The sequence below is a fragment of the Pseudomonas sp. ATCC 13867 genome (assembly GCF_000349845.1).
In the GTDB taxonomy this organism is placed as follows: domain Bacteria; phylum Pseudomonadota; class Gammaproteobacteria; order Pseudomonadales; family Pseudomonadaceae; genus Pseudomonas.
The window spans coordinates 3,128,339-3,145,961 of record NC_020829.1 but is presented as its reverse complement, the minus strand read 5'-3'; the positions used below and the strand labels follow the sequence as shown (position 1 = coordinate 3,145,961).

General features: G+C 65.3%; 17 protein-coding genes. 11 read left to right on the top strand and 6 right to left on the bottom strand.

Annotated features, from left to right (window positions below):
* Positions 1-51 precede the first annotated feature (51 nt).
* A complete protein-coding gene (locus H681_RS13945) occupies positions 52-276 on the bottom strand; it encodes a hypothetical protein (RefSeq protein WP_015477512.1) in 225 nt (74 codons plus the stop codon).
* A gap of 160 nt (positions 277-436) precedes the next feature.
* Between H681_RS13945 and H681_RS13940 the strand changes: the two genes are divergently transcribed.
* From H681_RS13940 to H681_RS13920, 5 genes are all read left to right on the top strand, one after another.
* Positions 437-913, top strand: coding sequence for a PaaI family thioesterase (locus tag H681_RS13940; RefSeq protein ID WP_015477511.1), 477 nt, complete (start codon positions 437-439; stop codon positions 911-913).
* Entirely contained in the window at positions 910-1,356 is a 447-nt protein-coding gene (locus H681_RS13935; RefSeq protein WP_015477510.1) for a PaaI family thioesterase, read from the top strand. Before H681_RS13940 ends, H681_RS13935 begins: the two co-directional genes overlap by 4 nt.
* Entirely contained in the window at positions 1,357-2,604 is a 1,248-nt protein-coding gene (locus H681_RS13930) for a hypothetical protein (RefSeq protein ID WP_015477509.1), read from the top strand.
* Between the two features lie 96 nt (positions 2,605-2,700).
* Complete coding sequence (gene htpG / locus H681_RS13925; RefSeq protein WP_015477508.1) at positions 2,701-4,599, top strand: molecular chaperone HtpG; 1,899 nt, start codon at positions 2,701-2,703, stop codon at positions 4,597-4,599.
* A gap of 74 nt (positions 4,600-4,673) precedes the next feature.
* Positions 4,674-5,405, top strand: coding sequence for a dienelactone hydrolase family protein (locus H681_RS13920; protein ID WP_015477507.1), 732 nt, complete (start codon positions 4,674-4,676; stop codon positions 5,403-5,405).
* A 139-nt stretch (positions 5,406-5,544) separates the two neighbouring features.
* Here the strand turns inward: H681_RS13920 and H681_RS13915 are convergent, their stop codons facing one another.
* Together H681_RS13915 and H681_RS13910 are read right to left on the bottom strand one after the other, a co-directional pair.
* The gene (locus H681_RS13915; RefSeq protein ID WP_015477506.1) at positions 5,545-6,804 is read right to left on the bottom strand and encodes a sugar MFS transporter; all 1,260 of its coding nucleotides are present in this window, start codon (positions 6,802-6,804) and stop codon (positions 5,545-5,547) included.
* 135 nt (positions 6,805-6,939) lie between these two features.
* The gene (locus H681_RS13910; protein WP_015477505.1) at positions 6,940-7,806 is read right to left on the bottom strand and encodes a pirin family protein; all 867 of its coding nucleotides are present in this window, start codon (positions 7,804-7,806) and stop codon (positions 6,940-6,942) included.
* Positions 7,807-7,943: 137 nt separating this feature from the next.
* Here H681_RS13910 and H681_RS13905 point away from each other — a divergent pair, with 137 nt between their 5' ends.
* From H681_RS13905 to H681_RS13895, 3 genes are all read left to right on the top strand, one after another.
* Entirely contained in the window at positions 7,944-8,417 is a 474-nt protein-coding gene (locus H681_RS13905; protein WP_015477504.1) for a DUF3859 domain-containing protein, read from the top strand.
* Between the two features lie 523 nt (positions 8,418-8,940).
* On the top strand, positions 8,941-10,902 hold the full coding sequence (locus H681_RS13900; protein WP_086009562.1) for a DUF1302 domain-containing protein: 1,962 nt from the start codon (positions 8,941-8,943) through the stop codon (positions 10,900-10,902).
* Positions 10,903-10,915: 13 nt separating this feature from the next.
* Positions 10,916-12,286 (top strand): DUF1329 domain-containing protein, encoded by a 1,371-nt coding sequence (locus H681_RS13895; protein ID WP_015477502.1) that lies wholly within the window; start codon positions 10,916-10,918, stop codon positions 12,284-12,286.
* Positions 12,287-12,510: 224 nt separating this feature from the next.
* Here the strand turns inward: H681_RS13895 and queD are convergent, their stop codons facing one another.
* The 3 genes from queD to norR all read right to left on the bottom strand — a co-directional run bounded on the left by queD (position 12,511) and on the right by norR (position 14,717).
* The gene (gene queD / locus H681_RS13890; RefSeq protein WP_015477501.1) at positions 12,511-12,867 is read right to left on the bottom strand and encodes a 6-carboxytetrahydropterin synthase QueD; all 357 of its coding nucleotides are present in this window, start codon (positions 12,865-12,867) and stop codon (positions 12,511-12,513) included.
* A gap of 15 nt (positions 12,868-12,882) precedes the next feature.
* The gene (locus H681_RS25900) at positions 12,883-13,086 is read right to left on the bottom strand and encodes an AlpA family phage regulatory protein (RefSeq protein ID WP_080636224.1); all 204 of its coding nucleotides are present in this window, start codon (positions 13,084-13,086) and stop codon (positions 12,883-12,885) included.
* A 74-nt stretch (positions 13,087-13,160) separates the two neighbouring features.
* Positions 13,161-14,717 carry a nitric oxide reductase transcriptional regulator NorR gene (gene norR, locus H681_RS13885; protein ID WP_015477500.1) on the bottom strand — a complete coding sequence of 519 codons (1,557 nt, stop codon included), beginning with the start codon at positions 14,715-14,717 and terminating at the stop codon, positions 13,161-13,163.
* A 170-nt stretch (positions 14,718-14,887) separates the two neighbouring features.
* On the opposite strand from norR, the gene hmpA reads away from it, so the two are divergent.
* Genes hmpA through H681_RS13870 form a run of 3 tightly spaced genes read left to right on the top strand, consistent with a single transcriptional unit; the run spans position 14,888 to position 17,555 of the window.
* The gene (hmpA, locus tag H681_RS13880; protein WP_015477499.1) at positions 14,888-16,069 is read left to right on the top strand and encodes an NO-inducible flavohemoprotein; all 1,182 of its coding nucleotides are present in this window, start codon (positions 14,888-14,890) and stop codon (positions 16,067-16,069) included.
* A gap of 51 nt (positions 16,070-16,120) precedes the next feature.
* Positions 16,121-16,378, top strand: coding sequence for a hypothetical protein (locus H681_RS13875; RefSeq protein ID WP_015477498.1), 258 nt, complete (start codon positions 16,121-16,123; stop codon positions 16,376-16,378).
* The gene (locus H681_RS13870; RefSeq protein WP_041711997.1) at positions 16,365-17,555 is read left to right on the top strand and encodes an NnrS family protein; all 1,191 of its coding nucleotides are present in this window, start codon (positions 16,365-16,367) and stop codon (positions 17,553-17,555) included. Before H681_RS13875 ends, H681_RS13870 begins: the two co-directional genes overlap by 14 nt.
* Positions 17,556-17,623 lie beyond the last annotated feature (68 nt).

Sequence of the window (17,623 nt, the reverse complement as noted above, 5' to 3'; positions counted from 1 at the left end):
GACAAGGCCCGCGAGAATGCGGGCCTTGTGCTGTACAGCGCGAGAAACGGCTTACTGCTGCTTCTGCTCTTCGCCTGCGGGCTCCTGCGGCGCGGTAGCCGGGGCGGCCGGAGCAGCCGGGGCGGCTTCGGGTGCCGGCGGAGTCGTCGGCGCCGGGGTGGCCGGCTGTTCAGTAGCGGCGGGCGCGGCCGGCGCTTTCGGCTCTTCTTTCTTGTCGCAAGCGGCAAGACCCAGACCGGCGATCAGCATCAGAGCGAGGGGAAGGGTTTTTTTCATGTGGAGCCTCCATGTGTGGCTTTCCTGGTGGTAGCCCTTTGAGCAGATGCGCCTCAAAGAAGTTCAATGAATATTCCTGCACTACAGTATTTCATCACTGTAGGTAGGCTCCGAGCGGGGTATGATGCGGGCCCACGCAGTCATTCGGTCGCCCACTCCCATGAGTGAAAACCCCATTCTTGAGCGTGCCCAGCGCTTTCTCTCGGCGCTGCGCCATTGCCAGTTGCTGGGCATCAGCGCCCATGCCGCCGACACTTCCGGCCTGACACTGCGCCTGCCATACAGCCCGGCCATCGTCGGCAATCCGGAAACCGGCGTGATCCACGGCGGGGCGATCACCACGCTGATGGACACCACCTGCGGCATCTCCACCGTCTGTGTGCTGCCGCAGTTCGAGATCTGCCCGACCCTGGACCTGCGCATCGACTACATGCACCCCGCCGAGCCTGGCAAGGATGTGTTCGGTTTCGCCGAGTGCTACCGCGTCACCCCGAATATCATCTTCACCCGTGGCATAGCCTACCAGGACGACCCGTCCGAGCCCATTGCCCACGTAGTCGGTACCTTCATGCGCATGGGCAAGGCGGTTTCCGCCGGCAACGTGAAGCGCAGCGTCGACGGGGAGGCCTCCGCATGAGCACGCCGAGCATCGAGCAACTGGTGCGCGAGGCCCACGCGAGCAAGAACTACGATGGACTGATCGAGTCGATTCCCTACGCCAGGATGATCGGCATCCGCTGCCTGCGCCTGGGCGACGATGCGATCTTCCACCTGCCGGCCAACCCCGACAACATCGGCAACCCGACCCTGCCGGCATTGCACGGCGGCGTCATCGCCGGCTTCATGGAACACGCCGCGCTGCTGCACCTGCTGATGTTCATGGGCATTCCACACATGCCCAAGATCATCGACTTCTCCATCGATTACCTGCGCGCCGGGCATTTCCGCGATACCTATGCGCAATGCCAGGTCTGGCGACAGGGACGGCGGGTGGCCAACGTGGCGATCACCGCCTGGCAGACCACCCGCGCCGAACCGATCGCCACCGCACGGGCGCACTTCAAGGTCGACGGCGCCTGAATGGACACCCTGCTGATCCTGCTCGGCCTGCTGCTGATCCTCGCCGGCTACGTCTGGCTGGTCAGCCAGGCCTTCAGCCGCAGCCTGTTCTGGGGGATCGCCAGCCTGGTGCCGCCACTGGCACTGGCGTTCATCCTGCGCCACTGGGCGCAGGCGCGGCGTGCCGTGGTATTCGTTGCGCTGGGTTGCATCCCGCTGGTGGTTGGCCTGGCCCTGCTGGCGGCCCATGACAGCGCACGCCTGGAGGCCATTCTGCGCCTTGACTGGCTGCGCTCCGAGCCGGTCATCAAGCCGGAGTTGGCCATCCGCTTGCGCGGTGAGCTGAATGGCAAGCCGTTCGAGCCTGAGCAGGCCGAGCTGATCGACGGGGTGCTGAGCCTGCGGGAAGGGCAGGACTTCTATGCACACCGTGAAGTGCAGATTCGCCTGCCGGCAGCGGTCCAGGGACCACTGCGGCTGGATGTCCTGCCCGATGATTCCGGCACCTTGCCGGACGTCGAAATCAGTTGGCTGGCTCCTGGCCAGGACCTGCCCGAGGCGGTCCGCCTGGCGCGGGGGTACAGCCTGCACCTGGACCTCCAGCCGGAGGCGCCCAACCGGATGGTCGGGGCCTTCCATCTGGTGCTTCCCGCGTCGATGCAGACCACCCTGAGCGGCCAGATCGAGCTGTACACGGATCGTCTGCGCTATCGCGACGGACAGGTCGATACCCACGTCGACTCCCAGGACACCCTGCTCTACGTGGTGCGCGACTACCTGCAACGCCGCTTCGCCCAGCACGATATCGAGCTGGCTCCGCTACCACGGCTGGACACCCGGCGGCCAACGCTGCAGGTGCAGGTGGTGTTCAGCATTGCCGGCGAGCCACAGACGCTGTCGCTCACGCTGGTCAAGAGCGTACCCCGTGGATGGGGTGTCCGGGGCGACAAGTACCCGCGCCTGGCCGATAACCCGCCGCCAGTGCCGGCTCCGCCGCCGGCGCAACCCGTCGAGGCGGAGGCGGGCCAACCGTCGGCCGCGCCGGAGGTCGGCGTGCTTTCGCTGCAGCGCCTGCAGGCCGCTCCCGAGCACTTCGCCAATCGCCACATGCGGGTCCAGACCGAGCAGGGACGCACGGCCGACGGGGTTTTCGTCGGCCTGGATGGCGACGGCCGCCTGGTCATCCGCCACAGCCTGAGCGGCGCGGGAGAGGCGAGCTACGTCCTGCGGCCCAGCGAAGTGGTTGGCATCGAATTGCTCGCTCATTGAGTTGTCGGGGCAACCCCTTGAATTTGCTCAGGAAGCCCCCATCTCGCTGACATCGGCCGTAATAGACGGCATTTGTCATCCTCGGAGCGAGAAAGAATGAGCGTGGAGACTCAAAAAGAAACCCTGGGCTTCCAGACCGAAGTGAAGCAACTGCTTCACCTGATGATCCATTCCCTGTATTCGAACAAGGAAATCTTCCTTCGCGAGCTGATTTCCAACGCCTCCGACGCCGCCGACAAGCTGCGTTTCGAGGCCCTGGCCAAGCCGGAGCTGCTCGAAGGCGGCGCCGAGCTGAAGATCCGTGTCAGCTTCGACAAGGATGCCAGGACCGTCACCCTCGAAGACAACGGCATCGGCATGAGCCGTGAGGACGTGATCGCGCACCTGGGCACCATCGCCAAGTCCGGCACCGCCGACTTCCTGAAGAACCTCTCGGGCGACCAGAAGAAGGATTCGCACCTGATCGGCCAGTTCGGCGTGGGCTTCTACAGCGCCTTCATCGTCGCCGACAAGGTCGATGTGTTCACCCGCCGCGCCGGCGTGCCGGCCAGCGAAGGCGTGCACTGGTCGTCGAAAGGCGAGGGTGACTTCGAAGTCGCCACCGTCGAGAAGACCGCTCGCGGCACCCGCATCGTCCTGCACCTGAAGGACGGCGAAGAGGAGTTCGCCGACGGCTGGCGCCTGCGCAACATCGTCAAGAAATACTCCGACCATATCGCGTTGCCCATCGAGCTACCCAAGGAGCAGCACGGTGAGGAAGCGCCGGCCGACACCGAGTGGGAAGTGGTCAACCGTGCCAGCGCCCTGTGGACCCGTCCGCGCACCGAGGTGAAGGACGAGGAATACCAGGAGTTCTACAAGCACATCGCCCATGACTTCGAGAACCCGCAGTCCTGGAGCCATAACAAGGTCGAGGGCAAGCTCGAGTACACCTCGCTGCTCTACGTCCCGGCCCGCGCGCCGTTCGACCTGTACCACCGCGAGGCCCCGCGCGGCCTGAAACTGTACGTGCAGCGCGTGTTCATCATGGACCAGGCCGACCAGTTCCTGCCGCTGTACCTGCGCTTCATCAAGGGTGTGGTGGACTCCAACGACCTGTCGCTGAACGTCTCCCGCGAGATCCTGCAGTCCGGCCCCATCGTCGACTCGATGAAGTCGGCGCTGACCAAGCGTTCCCTGGATATGCTGGAGAAGCTGGCGAGCAACGACGCCGAAGCCTACAAGGGCTTCTGGAAGAACTTCGGCCAGGTGCTGAAGGAAGGTCCCGCCGAAGACTTCGCCAACAAGGATAAGATCGCCGGCCTGCTGCGCTTCTCTTCCACCAGCGACGAGAGCGGCGAGCAGAGCGTTTCCCTGGCCGACTATATCGGTCGCCTGAAGGAAGGCCAGGACAAGATCTACTACCTCACCGGCGAAAGCTTCGCCCAGGTGAAGAACAGCCCGCACCTGGAAGTCTTCCGCAAGAAAGGCATCGAAGTGCTGCTGCTCACCGACCGCATCGACGAGTGGCTGATGAGCTACCTGCCGGAGTTCGACGGCAAGTCGTTCGTCGACGTCGCACGTGGCGACCTGGACCTGGGCAGCCTGGATTCCGAAGAGGACAAGAAGGCCCAGGAAGAAGTCGCCAAGGCCAAGGAAGGCCTGGCCGAGCGCCTGAAAGCCGCGCTGGGCGACGAAGTCGCCGAGGTGCGCGTGTCCCACCGCCTGACCGACTCGCCGGCGATCCTCGCCATCGGCGAGCAGGACCTGGGCCTGCAGATGCGCCAGATCCTCGAAGCCAGCGGGCAGAAGGTGCCGGAGTCCAAGCCGATCTTCGAGTTCAACCCGGCTCACCCGCTGATCGAGAAGCTGGATGCAGAGCCCGACGAGGAGCGCTTCGGCGAGCTGTCCCACATCCTCTTCGATCAGGCCGCGTTGGCGGCTGGCGACAGCCTGAAAGACCCGGCGGCCTACGTCCGTCGACTCAACAAGCTGCTGGTGGAACTCTCCGCCTGATCGAAACAAGGCCCGCTTCGGCGGGCTTTGTGTTTTTCTGTACCCGCCACTCTTTCAATAACGGGGAGACCCCAATGAGTCAGATCAGCGTGCGACCCGTCGCCTACAGCGTCGACGGCGAGTCTTTCGAAGGTCAGCTGGTATTCGATGCCGCCAGCCAGGCCGCGCGTCCGGGGCTGCTGATGGCGCCGAACTGGATGGGCGTCGGCCAGGGTGCCCTGGACATTGCCCGTCAGGTTGCCGAACGCGGCTACGTGGTGCTGGTGGCCGACCTGTACGGCAAGGACCTGCGCCCCAACGGCCCGGAACAGGCCGGCGCCGCCATGATGCCGCTGAAGAATGACCGCGCGCTGCTGCGCAAACGTATGCAGGCGTCGCTCAAGGCCCTGCTGGATCAGGCTGGCAAGGCACCGCTGGATACCGCGAAGCTGGCCACCTTCGGCTTCTGCTTCGGCGGCTGTTGCGCCCTGGAGCTGGCGCGCGATGGCGCACCGCTGGCGGCGGCCGTGTCTTTCCACGGCACCCTGGACACGCCGAACCCGGCGGATGCGAAGAACATCCAGGGTTCGGTGCTGGTGCTCGACGGTGCTGTCGACCCATTCGTACCGCGCGAGCAACTGGCCGATTTCGCCCGGGAAATGATCGATGCCGGCGTCGACTGGGCGCTGACCAGCTACGGTGGCGCGGCGCACTCCTTCACCGACCCACATGCGCAGATCCCCGGCAAGATGCAGTACGACGCCAAGGTGGCGCGCCGTGCATTCGCCGCGATGTTCGACCTGCTGGACGAGCGCTTCGGCGGCTGAAGTCCCGGGTGCGCGAAAACACCGCGCCCCATTGGGGACCGCGCGGCGTGTAGGAGCGAGCTTGCTCGCGAACCTCGCTTCGCAGTGGGGGTTGTTGCGAGCAAGCTCGCTCCTACCCAAAAAGACCCGGCATGCGCGCTCAGGGCAGGTTGGCCGAACTCTGCATCATGCGCTCGTCGGCGCGGTAACCCTTGGCGCCGAACCAGGCGATGTACAGGTAGCACAGCAGCGGAATGGCGAAGGAGTGCAGCAGTCCGATGCGGTCGGCGAAGAAGGCCTGGATCAGCGGCATCACCGCGCCGCCGACGATGGCCATGCAGAGCAGGCCCGAGCCCTTGCTGGTGAGGTTGCCCAGGCCCTCCAGGGCGAGGGAGAAAATGGTCGGGAACATGATCGAGTTGAACAGGCCGATGAGGATCAGCGCCCACATCGCCGCGTGTCCGCCGACGCTCAGGGCCACGGCGATCAGCAGGGTGTTGACCAGAGCGTTGAAGGCCAGCATGCGGTTGGCCGGAATGGTGCGCATCAGGACACTGCCGATGAAGCGGCCGATCATCGCGCCGCCCCAGTAGAACGACAGGTATCTGCCGGCGTGGTCGGCGGGCAGGCCGGCGATGTCCGGCTGACCCATCAGGCTGACCAGGTAGCTGCCGATCGATACCTCGGCGCCGACGTAGGCGAAGATGCCGATCACGCCGTAGATCAGGTGGCGGTGGGCGAACAGCGATTGACGGCCGGTCGCCGCGCCGTCGCTGGGTTCGCCGTGGTGGATCTTCGGCAGACGGAACAGGGCGATCAGCACGGCGATGGCGAATAGCAGTCCGGCCAGCACCAGGTAGGGCAGTTTCACCGAGTCCGCCTCGTTGGCGGCGGAACTGCCGATCTGCGACGCAGCGCCGGCACCGATGGCGAGGATGGTCACCGAGCCCACCAGCGGACCGACCGTGGTGCCCAGGGAATTGAAGGCCTGGGTCAGGTTGAGGCGGCTGGCGGCGGTTTCCGGCCGGCCGAGGATGTTCACGTAGGGGTTGGCCGCCACCTGCAGCAGGGTGATGCCGGAGGCGAGGACGAACAGCGCGCCGAGGAAAAAGGGATAGGACTGCGCGCTCGCCGCCGGATAGAACAGCAGGCAGCCGACGCCGGCAGTGGCCAGCCCGACGATGATCCCGCTCTTGTAGCCGACCTTCTCCACCAGCCGCCCGGAGGGGAAGGACATGACGAAGTAGGCGGTGAAGAAGCAGAACTGGATCAGCGACGCTTCCACGTAGGACAGCGTGAAGACCGCCTTGAGGTGCGGCACGAGGATGTCGTTCAGCGAGGTGATCAAGCCCCACATGAAGAACAGCAGGGTGAGCACCGTCAGGGCGCTGGTGTGGCGGTTGGCGTGCGGTTGGTCCATCGCGGACTCCTTGTGCCGGACATGTGGGCCTTGCCGGAGCAAGGGGCTGGGGCGCGATGTCGTGGGTAAGCGCGCCGCGAATCCTTTCTCGCCTGCCGTTTCCAGCCCTGGATGAGGAACCGTTTCCCGGTGCGCTCAGCGCGGCAGTTCGATGCGTTCCTGCTCGCCCGGGACTGTCGGCCAGTCGCGGGCGGACCACCGGGCGCGGGCGCTGTCGATCAGCGCCGGGTCGCTGGCGACGAAGTTCCAGTTCATCCGCCGGGGGCCGTCCAGCGGCGCGCCGCCAATGATCATCGCGTGGCAGTCGGTACAGGCGGAAAGGGTGAAGGCAATGCCCTCGGGCAGGACCAGCAGGTTGTGTGGCGGCACCGGCTCATCGTCGAGCAGGGCCTCGCCCTCGAGCAGGTACAGCGCGCGTTGTGGGTGCTCGTCGGGAATCGCCAGGGTGGCGCCCGCGCTGAGCTTCAGTTCGGCGTAGAGGGTCGGCGATAGCACCGGTACCGGCGATTCGAGGCAGAAGCCCGTGCCTGCGATCATGCGGATGCGCACGCCCAGGGCGTCGCTTTCCGGCAGGCTGGCGGCGGGGTGGTGGCTGTAGCTGGGATCGCAACGTTCCTGTTCTCGTGGCAACGCCAGCCAGACCTGCAGGCCGTGCAGGCGCGAGCCGTCGTGGCGCAGCGTCCGGGGCGTGCGTTCGACGTGGGCGACGCCGCGCCCGGCGGTCATCCAGCTGACGTCGCCGGGCAGCACGAGCTGGTCCGAGCCGAGGCTGTCCTTGTGCTGCACCTGGCCCTCGAACAGGTAGGTGAGGGTGGACAGCCCGATGTGCGGGTGCTGGCGGATGTCCATGCCGTGTTCGGGGACGAAGGTGCTTTCGAGCATGTGGTCGAAGAACACGAAGGGGCCGACGCTGCGGCATTGCGCGGACGGCAGCGGACGGAGAATGGGAACGCCTTCGACGTCTTCGGCGCGTGGGCGGATGCTTAGCAGGGAGTCGCTCATGGCGGTTTCCAACGGATCTGATCTGGGCATGATAGACGCTCGCCGCCACCCCGGCCCGGTTCGCGTCGGTATCGAGCTGTCATCAGCCTGTCACGCCGATGTCATAGCCTCGCGCGGTCCCCAACAAGGAGCGCAACATGTCCATTTCCCGCCTGCCAGCGGCCCTGGCCCTCACCCTGGCTTCCGCCTTCGCGTCCTCGGTCTTTGCCGAAGTGCGCGTCAACGGCCCGGTCGAGTACGGCGTCTTCGTCACCAACTACAAGGATTACCAGCCGGGCGAACGCGTGCTGACCCGCAGCCAGGAGCAGCTCGAATCCACGACGCGGGTCCCGGCCAAGCTGGGCACCAAGTTCGGCCTGCGTTACCAGCTCAGCGGCAAGCAGGAGGGCGATGCGCCCCTGACCCTGCTGTATTTCACTCCCGGCGTGGTGACCCCGGACGGCCAGCGCCACGACAAGTTCGAGGTGGTGCAGAAGCTGGTGGTCGGTGCGCCGACCGACGTGATGGCCTACCAGTTCACCGAGAACCACGAGGTGGTGCAGGGGCAGTGGCGCTTCATGGTGTTCCAGGGCGATCGCCTGCTGGCGGAGAAGACCTTCACCGTCGAGTGAGTCACGAGGAAAAAAACCGGCCATAGGCCTGATGCTGTTCACTTAAGAAAAACGCCGCGACTCCTTCGCCAGGATCGCGGCGTTTCTTTGCTCCGCAGGTCGCTTCAAGCGGGGATTTTGAATGGGTTGTTCCCTCTGTGGCTCTGAAAAAGGAACAAAAAACCGATACCAGAGCACCTGGTATCGGTTTATCGGAGCTCGCGATGGTCCACTAAATGCCTAAGTGAACAGCATTACGGCCATAGGCCGGGTTTTTCCTTGCTCGCGAAAAAGCTCGGATTTCATCCTTCGGATTGGCAGGCGGGAAACAGTTTGTTACTTTGCCTGCACGATAGTGCCAACTCTGGGCGTGCAGCCAGAATCGACAGGGGTACTCCGAGCGCCCGCAAGCGCTCCAGCAGGCGAGTTACTGCGTGATGGTCCGGCAGGAGCCGGGCGATCAGCAGCCGAGAGACGAATAAAAACAGCACCGGTTGCAACGACCGGGCAATAAATCTTGGCCGTCAAGGAGGTAATGCTGTCTATGAACAGTCAGAATGGGGGACGTTCGTCCATATTCTGGGCGCCCCGGCGCGCGGGCGCGGTGATGGGACTCTTGCCGCTGCTGGTCGCGGGCTCGGCGCAGGCGCTGGAGTTCAAGCTGGCGGACAACGAGATCACCGGTTCCCTGGACAGTACCTTGTCCTACGGCGCGATGTGGCGCGTGCAGGGGCGCGACAAGGACAACATCACCGACATCAACGCCGACGACGGCAACCGCAACTTCGACACCGGGCTGGTTTCCCAGGTGTTCAAGCTCACCTCGGACCTGTCGGCCAAATACCAGAACTACGGCCTGTTCATGCGTGGCACTGCCTATTACGACACGCAGATCATGGACAAGCGCAACGACTACTACGACACCACCAACGGCGTGGAGCGTCCCAGCCAGTCGTTCCCGCAGGACGATCACTTCACCGATGACACCCGCCATATCGCCGGCCGCAAGGCCGAATTGCTGGATGCCTACCTCTCCGGCAGTTGGGACATCGCCGAACACCCGCTCACCGGCCGCGTCGGCCGCCAAGTGCTGAACTGGGGCGAGGGCGTGTTCTACCGGGGCGGCATCAACACCATCAACCCGGTGGACGCCGCGCGCTTCCACCTGCCGGGCTCGGAGCTCAAGGAAGTGCTGGTGCCGGTGGAGGCGTTGAGCTTCAACCTCGGCCTGACCGACGACCTGTCGATGGAGACCTTCTACCAGTGGAAGTGGAAGGAAACCCGGCTGGACTCGGTGGGGACCTATTTCTCCGACACCGACCTGTTCAGCGACGGCGGCAACACCGCCTACACCACCGAGGACAACCCGCTGATCAAGGAGCTGCTGGCGGGCTACCCGACCGTGGCCTCCCTCGGGCTGCTGGGCAACGGGCCGCACGGGCCAAACGCCTACCTGAACCCCAACACCGGCACCTTCAAGGTTGCCAACGTCGGCAAGGACATCGATGCCCGTGACGATGGCCAGTTCGGCGTCGCCTTCCGCTACATCGCCGAGGAACTGAATTCCACCGAGTTCGGCTTCTACTTCGTCAACTACCACGCCAAGGAGCCGCAGATCGCTGTCGACCTGCGCAACTACCAGGGCGTCGACGTGGATGGGCTGAACGCGTTGCTCGGGCCGCTGGGCCTGGGCGAAGCCGTGCCGGGGCTGTCTACGCTGGACATGGCCAGCAACGCCGAGGCGCGTCGCGACTATGTCGAAGACATCCGCATGTACGGCTTCAGCTTCAACACCACCCTGGGCGATGCCTCGGTGTCCGGCGAGATCGCCTACCGGCCGAACATGCCGATCAGCATTTCCGCCACCGACGACATCCTCGGCGACCTGCTGACCCAGGGTGTGCTCGGCCAGACCAACCTGTTCGACGCCAACGTGCCTGCCGGCCAGGCCTGCGCCCCGGTGGCCGGCAAGCAACTGTGTCGGGGCGAGCTGTTCGAGAACTACGAACGCGCCGAGACCTACAACATCTCGTTGTCGACCATCTACAACTTCGGCCCGCATCTGTCCTTCGACTCCATGACCGGCGTGGCCGAACTGGCCTCCGAGCACATCCGTGGCAGCAGCCTGAAATACACCGCCTGGGACGGTAGCGAGCGCAGATTCGTCGGCGCCCAGGACAAGGCCTATGTCGGCGGCAACGATGACGACGTGCAGATCGACCGCGACAGCTACGGCTACACGCTGCTGCTTACCGGCAGCTGGAACGATGTCTACGCTGGGGTGAAGCTGTCGCCCTACGTCGTCTACCAGGAGGACTTCAGCGGCAACTCCGACCGCACCGGCAACTTCATCGAAGGACGCAAGGCCTATACCCTCGGCATCGACGCCAGCTACCTGAACACCTTCGAGGTCGGCACCCAGTACACCAGCTATTACGGCGCCGGTTCCAGCAACTCCATGCGTGACCGGGACAACGTCTCGGTGACCGCGAAATACTCGTTCTGATCCGGAGAGAACCATGTACAAGAAGAGTTCCCTGATCGTCCTTGCGACCCTGACGGCACTGGCTGTCACCGATGCCCGTGCAGCGGTTTCGGCTGACCAGGCGGCCCAGCTCAAGAGCAGTCTCACCCCGATGGGGGCGGAGAAGGCCGGCAACGCCGCCGGCACCATCCCGGCCTGGACGGGCGGCCTGACCTCGGCGCCGGCCGGCTACAAGGGGCCGGGCGCGCACTACGTCGATCCCTTCGCCGGCGAGAAGCCACAGTTCGTCATCACCAAGGCCAACCTGGACCAGTACAAGGCCAACCTGACACCGGGGCAGATCGCGTTGTTCAACGCCTACCCGGACAGCTACCAGATGCCGGTCTACGAGACCCACCGCACCGGCTCGGCGCCGCAATGGATCTACGACAACATTTACAAGAACGCCACCAGCGCCAAGCTGGTGGAAGGCGGCAACGGCTTCTCCGATGCCTACGGCGGCGTGCCGTTCCCGATCCCGCAGAGCGGCGTGGAGGCGGTGTGGAACCACATCGCCCGCTACCGTGGCACCTACATCGTGCGGCGTTCGTCCCAGGCCGGTGTGCAGCGCAACGGCGCGTACGCGCTGGTGACCTCGCAGGACGAGGCACTGTTCCGCTTCTACGACCCCAAGGGCAGCTACGACAAGCTCGGCAACACGCTGTTCTACTACATGACCTTCACCACCGCACCGGCCCGCCTGGCCGGCAACGGCGCACTGGTGCAGGAGACCCTCGACCAGGTCAAGGAACCGCGCCAGGCCTGGGGCTACAACCCCGGCCAGCGCCGCGTACGGCGCGCGCCGACCCTGGCCTACGACACCCCCATCGAGGACTCCGATGGCCTGCGCACCGCCGACGACACCGACATGTACAACGGCGCGCCGGACCGCTACGACTGGACCCTGGTGGGTAAGAAGGAAATCTACATCCCCTACAACAACTACCAGGTCACCAGCCCCGAGGTTAAGTACAAGGACCTGCTCACCCCCGGCCACATCAATCCCAAGTACACCCGCTACGAGCTGCATCGCGTCTGGGTGGTGGACGGCAAGCTCAAGCCCGGCGCGCGGCACATCTACTCGCGTCGCACCCTGTACCTCGACGAGGACAGCTGGGGCGCCGCCGTGGTGGACCAGTACGACGGCCGTGGCGAGCTGTGGCGCGTGTCCCAGGCCTACCTGAAGAGCTTCTACGAGCAGCCGATGGTGTGGACGGCGCTGGACACCTTCCACGACCTCCAGGCGCACCGCTACAGCATCCAGTGGCTGGATAACGAGGAGTCCGGCACCGCCGACTTCAGCCAGGCGCCGCCGGACGACTCCAACTTCAGCCCCTCGGCCCTGCGCCGCAAGGCTTCGCGCTAAGCCCGGAAACGACAAAGGCCCCGAAAGGGGCCTTTGGTTTTCTGGCCGGAGCGATTGCGTCTTGCACGGAACGCGCTTGCTTCTCGTAGGAGCGAGCTTGCTCGCGAACCCGTTTCACACCTGACCCTGTTGGTGGCGTGCTTTCGCGAGCAAGCTCGCTCCTACAAGGTCGGCGCCGCGCCAGCCGGCAACTGTTGTCCACGCTCAGTGAGCGTGGACGCAGTTCAGTCCCCGCGATACTCGCACCCGCTGGTGCAGGTCTCGTGCACCCGCACCCTGGACAGCTCCGGCAGCAGCGGTTTGAGCTGTTGCCAGATCCACCGGCAGAGGTTTTCGCTGGTGGGGTTTTCCAGCCCCGGAATCTCGTTCAGGTAGTTGTGGTCGAGCTGGTCGTAGATCGGCTTGAAGATCTGCTTGATCTCGGCGAAGTCGCGAATCCAGCCGGTGTACGGGTCGACTTCGCCCTCGATGTAGATGGCGGCCCGGAAGGAGTGGCCATGCAGGCGGCCGCACTGGTGCCCGGCCGGGACGTGGGGCAGGCGGTGGGCGGCTTCGAAGGTGAACTCTTTGAACAATTCCACGGGATTTCCTGTAACTCAGATGAGGCGGGCGTTTCGGAAAGGCCCGTGATGCGGATGTAGTGATTGATGTACTGATCGGTCGTTGCTGGGCTGGAGGCTTTCCATCCAGTCGGCGATTTCTGACTGCCGCCAGGCAACGGAATTGGGGCCAAGTCTAACCTGTTTCGAGAGTGCGTTTTCACACGGCCGACGATAGACCCTGCGGTGGCCAGGGCCGATAACCGGAGGCGCCTATCTGCAGAGCCCCGTATGTAGAGGCGAGCAGCGGATGAGCGCGCAATCCTCGCGTACGGTCACTTGATCGCCAGCCGGCGCGCCAGCCGATTGAGGTTGGCCCGGTCCAGCCCCAGTTCGCGGGCGACCGCCGCCCAGTTGCCGGCATGACGTTCCAGGCAGTGGCTGATCATGCGGCGCTGGAAGGCGTCCACCGCCGGGCGCAGTTCGCCTTCGACGGCGGCTTCCGGGGCGTTGCCCTCGCGAGTGGTCACGCCGTGGAGCGACGGTCGTTGTTGTTCCAGGCCGAGATCGCCCAGGCCCAGGCTGAGGATGCGCGAGCGCTGCGGATGGTTCGCCAGCGCCTTGAGGGACGCCCGTCCGATCAGGTGTTCCAGTTCGCGCACGTTGCCCGGCCAGTTGTAGTCGAGCAGGGCGGCCTGGGCTTCGCGGGTCAGGCGCAGGCTGCGCAGGCCGAGGCGCGGACGGTTTTCTTCGAGGAAGTAGCCCGCCAGCAGCAGAACGTCGTTGCTGCGCTCGCGCAGGGGCGGTACGCGCAGCGGGTAGACACTCAGGCGGTGGTAGAGGTCGGCGCGGAAACGTCCGGTGCGCACCTCCTCGGCCAGGTCACGGTTGGTGGCGGCGATCAGGCGGACATCGACGTGGTGTTCGCGGTCCGAGCCGACTCGCTGCAGTTGGCCGCTCTGCAGGACGCGCAGCAGCTTGGCCTGGATCGCCAGCGGCAGTTCGCCGACTTCGTCGAGGAACAGGGTGCCGCCGTCGGCCAGCTCGAACTTGCCGCGGCGCTCGCCCACCGCGCCGGAGAACGCGCCGCGCACGTGGCCGAACAGTTCGCTTTCCACCAGGGTTTCCGGCAGCGCCGCGCAGTTGAGGCTGATCAGCGGCTGCTCGCGGCGCAGGGAGTTGGCGTGGATCGACTGTGCCACCAGCTCCTTGCCCACGCCGGTCTCGCCGGTGATCAGCACGCTCAGGTCGCTGCCGGCCACCAGCTGGATTTCGTTCATCAGCGCCTGGTGCGCCTTGCTCTGGCCGATCAGTTCCCGCGGCTGGTCGCCGGACGCGCGCTGGTAGGCATCGGCGCGCTGTTGCTCGTGCTCCGCGCGCAGGGTGAGGTCGAGCATGCGCTGGCTGGCTTTCACCGTGGCGGCGGCAAGGCTGGCGAAGGCTTCCAGGTTGTCCAGGTCGCCGGTGGAGAAGCGCTCCGGGTCGAGGGCGTCGAGGGTCAGCAGGCCCCAGGGCTGTTCGTCGAGGAACAGCGGGCAGCCCAGGCAGTCGTGCACTTCCAGGTGGCCATGCAGGCCTTCCACCAGGCCATCGTAAGGGTCCGGCAGGCCGCAGTCGGCGGCGAAGTGGGTCGGGCCGGGGTGTTCGAGTAGTGCGCGCAGGCGCGGGTGTTCGCTGGTCTTGAAGCGGCGGCCGAGGGTGTCGGCGCTGAGTCCGTCGACGGCCAGCGGTACCAGTTGATCACCTTCCAGGCGCAGCAGGGCGGTGGCATCGCAGGGCAGCAACTGGCGCAGCGCCTCCAGCAGGCGTCGATAGCGCTCGCTGTCGGGCAGCTCGCGGGAGAGATCGGCAACCAGGGGGAGCAGGGTGGCAAGCAAGGGGTTTCGGGTCATTTTGACCTCTTGAGAGTCTTTTTGACTCATTGATACTCTGGTCATTATGACTCAATAAACTGCAAAGGTCCCGAAAATAGTGGGCTGTAGGGTTGGCACGCTTCCTGAAGTACTTCTGGCAGAAAGCACAGGCAGACCCCTCTCTGCCTGGCCAATCCGAGGAGATCCCGATGCTGTCCAATGAACACCGTACCCTGGTCAAAGCCACTGTCCCGCTGCTGGAGACCGGCGGTGAGGCGCTGACCCAGCACTTCTACAAGATGATGCTGAGCGAATACCCGGAAGTGCGTCCGCTGTTCAACCAGGCGCACCAGGCGTCCGGCGACCAGCCCCGCGCCCTGGCCAACGGTGTCCTGATGTACGCCCGCCACATCGACGAGTTGGAACAGCTCGGCCCGCTGGTGGCGAAGATCGTCAACAAGCACGTCGCGCTGCAGATCCTGCCGGAGCATTATCCGATCGTCGGCACCTGCCTGCTGCGGGCCATCCGCGAGGTGCTCGGCGAGGAAATCGCCACCCAGGCGGTGATCGATGCCTGGGCCGCTGCCTACGGCCAACTGGCTGAAATCCTGATCGGCGCCGAGGAATCGGTGTACCAGCAGAATGCCGAGCAGCTCGGCGGCTGGCGCGGTGCGCGGCGTTTCCGCGTCGTCCGCAAGGACGTGGAGAGCGAGGAAATCACCTCCTTCTACTTCCAGCCGGTGGACGGTGGCGCACTGCTGGACTTCCAGCCGGGTCAGTACATCGGTCTGCGCCTGGAGCTGGATGGCGAAGAAGTACGCCGTACCTACTCGCTCTCCGATGTACCCAATGGCCGCGAGTACCGCATCAGCGTGAAGCGCGAGCAGGAGGGCAAGGTGTCCAACCATCTGCATGATCAGGTGCAGGTGGGCGACGAGATCGACCTGTTCCCGCCAGCGGGCGACTTCGTCCTGCGCGACGGCGAGAAGCCCCTGGCGCTGATCACTGCCGGCGTGGGCATCACCCCGGCGCTGGCGATGCTCAAGCAGGCGCTGGGCAGCGGCCGCGAGGTGCATTTCATCCACTGCGCGCGTCACGGCGGCGTGCATGCCTTCCGCGACTGGGTCGAGGCGCAGTCCGAGGCTCATCCGCACCTGGTGCATTACTTCTGCTACAGCGAGCCGCGCGAGCAGGATGAGGTGCACGCAGAAGGTTTCCTCAGCCGCGATCTGCTGGCCGAATGGCTGCCGGTCGACCGTGACCTGGATGCCTACTTCCTCGGACCCAAGCCCTTCATGGCCCAGGTGAAGCGTCATCTGCGCGAGCTCGGCGTGCCCGAGCGGCAGGCCCACTACGAGTTCTTCGGCCCGGCCAGCGCGCTGGAGGCCTGAAGCTGAAACACCCGGCCCGCCCGCGGGCCGATTCAACCGAGGAGGTGTGTGATGGACGGTCTTTTCGCTTGCCCCAGACGGAACCTGGTAATGTCGTCGACGCTGCTCGGCAGCGGGCTTGCGCTGTTGCTGGTGGGGATCATCGGAGCCTATTTCGTCGATACCCGGCTGTCGCTGCTGGCGATCGTGATGGCTCACGCATTTACCATCCTCGGTCCTACACTACTGAAGCTGGGTTATGTGCTGCGTCTCATCGCCCAGCATCAGATGCGCAAGGAAGGATGGGAGGCATGCTGTGTTGCTGGTTGATCGAAAAGCGTTGTTGAGCATTCCGCCGCTGTGGCGCCTGGGCTTCCGCCCATTCTTCCTCGGCGGCGCGTTGTTTGCGTTGATCGGTATTGCCGCCTGGGCGGCGGTGCTGCTGGGGGTGTTGCCGGCCTGGGAGCCACTGGGTGGCTGGTTGGCCTGGCACCGTCACGAAATGCTGTTTGGATTCGCCAGCGCCATCGTCGCTGGCTTTTTGTTGACGGCCGTCCAGACCTGGACCGGCCGACCCGGCGTCAGCGGGCGCCCGCTGATGATCCTTTCCGCGATCTGGCTGGCGGCCCGGCTCGGCTGGCTCGGCGGTGCGCCGCTGTGGCTGGTCACGCCGCTGGAACTGGCGTTCCTGCCGGCGCTGGCGTTCTTCGTCGGACGCAGCCTGTGGCAGGTGAAACAGGTGCGCAACTACCCGGTGATCGCGGTGCTGACACTGCTCACCCTGGCCGATGCACAGGTAATGCTGGGCCTCTGGAGCGGTAACGAAAACTGGCAGCGTGGCGGTGTGCTGGCCGCGCTCTGGCTGGTGGCGGCCCTGATGGGGCTGATCGGCGGACGGGTCATTCCTTTCTTCACCCAGCGTGGCCTGGGGCGCACCGCGCAGGTGCCGGCCTGGCCCTGGCTGGACAACGTGCTGCTGGCCGGCACGATGCTGGTGGCCGTGCTGACGGCGACCGGATTCGGCCTGACGCCGCAGCCGCTGGTGGGCGCGCTGTTCGCGGTGCTCGCCCTGGGGCACCTGATTCGCCTGTGGCGCTGGCGGGACAAGGGGATCTGGAGCGTACCGCTGCTGTGGTCGCTGCACCTGGCCTATCTCTGGATGATGCTGGCCCCGGCGGGCATGGCCGCATGGAACTTCGGTGCGCCGCTCGCCGTCAGCCTGCCGATCCATGCGCTGACGGTTGGCGGTGTGGGTGGCCTGATCCTGGCGATGATCGCCCGCGTCAGCCTTGGCCATACGGGGCGCCCGCTGCAGCCGCCGAAGGTCATGGCCTTGGCGTTCGCGCTACTGAACCTGGGGGTGCTTTTCCGGGTGCTGCTGGTGGTGTGGCTGCCGCTGCAGGGCCTGAGCCTGGCCGCTGCCTGTTGGGTGGTGGCTTTCCTGCTGTTCGCCTGGCACTACGGGCCGATGTTCTGGCGTCCGCGGCTGGATGGGCAGCCGGGCTGATTTCTCTTCGCGAACCCGCCTGGCACCGAACCTGCCGACGAATCGCGGACGGAGCCCGCTTCTACAAG

Bases quoted from the DNA above. Each gene is read 5' to 3' on its own strand.
- H681_RS13910 (WP_015477505.1), bottom strand. From the start codon at position 7,806: ATGAGCGACTCCCTGCTAAGCATCCGCCCACGCGCCGAAGACGTCGAA.
- H681_RS13900 (WP_086009562.1), top strand. From the start codon at position 8,941: ATGAACAGTCAGAATGGGGGACGTTCGTCCATATTCTGGGCGCCCCGG.
- htpG (WP_015477508.1), top strand. From the start codon at position 2,701: ATGAGCGTGGAGACTCAAAAAGAAACCCTGGGCTTCCAGACCGAAGTG.
- H681_RS13895 (WP_015477502.1), top strand. From the start codon at position 10,916: ATGTACAAGAAGAGTTCCCTGATCGTCCTTGCGACCCTGACGGCACTG.
- norR (WP_015477500.1), bottom strand. From the start codon at position 14,717: ATGACCCGAAACCCCTTGCTTGCCACCCTGCTCCCCCTGGTTGCCGAT.
- H681_RS13920 (WP_015477507.1), top strand. From the start codon at position 4,674: ATGAGTCAGATCAGCGTGCGACCCGTCGCCTACAGCGTCGACGGCGAG.
- H681_RS13930 (WP_015477509.1), top strand. From the start codon at position 1,357: ATGGACACCCTGCTGATCCTGCTCGGCCTGCTGCTGATCCTCGCCGGC.
- H681_RS13905 (WP_015477504.1), top strand. From the start codon at position 7,944: ATGTCCATTTCCCGCCTGCCAGCGGCCCTGGCCCTCACCCTGGCTTCC.
- H681_RS13915 (WP_015477506.1), bottom strand. From the start codon at position 6,804: ATGGACCAACCGCACGCCAACCGCCACACCAGCGCCCTGACGGTGCTC.
- H681_RS13940 (WP_015477511.1), top strand. From the start codon at position 437: ATGAGTGAAAACCCCATTCTTGAGCGTGCCCAGCGCTTTCTCTCGGCG.
- hmpA (WP_015477499.1), top strand. From the start codon at position 14,888: ATGCTGTCCAATGAACACCGTACCCTGGTCAAAGCCACTGTCCCGCTG.
- H681_RS13875 (WP_015477498.1), top strand. From the start codon at position 16,121: ATGGACGGTCTTTTCGCTTGCCCCAGACGGAACCTGGTAATGTCGTCG.
- H681_RS13935 (WP_015477510.1), top strand. From the start codon at position 910: ATGAGCACGCCGAGCATCGAGCAACTGGTGCGCGAGGCCCACGCGAGC.
- H681_RS13945 (WP_015477512.1), bottom strand. From the start codon at position 276: ATGAAAAAAACCCTTCCCCTCGCTCTGATGCTGATCGCCGGTCTGGGT.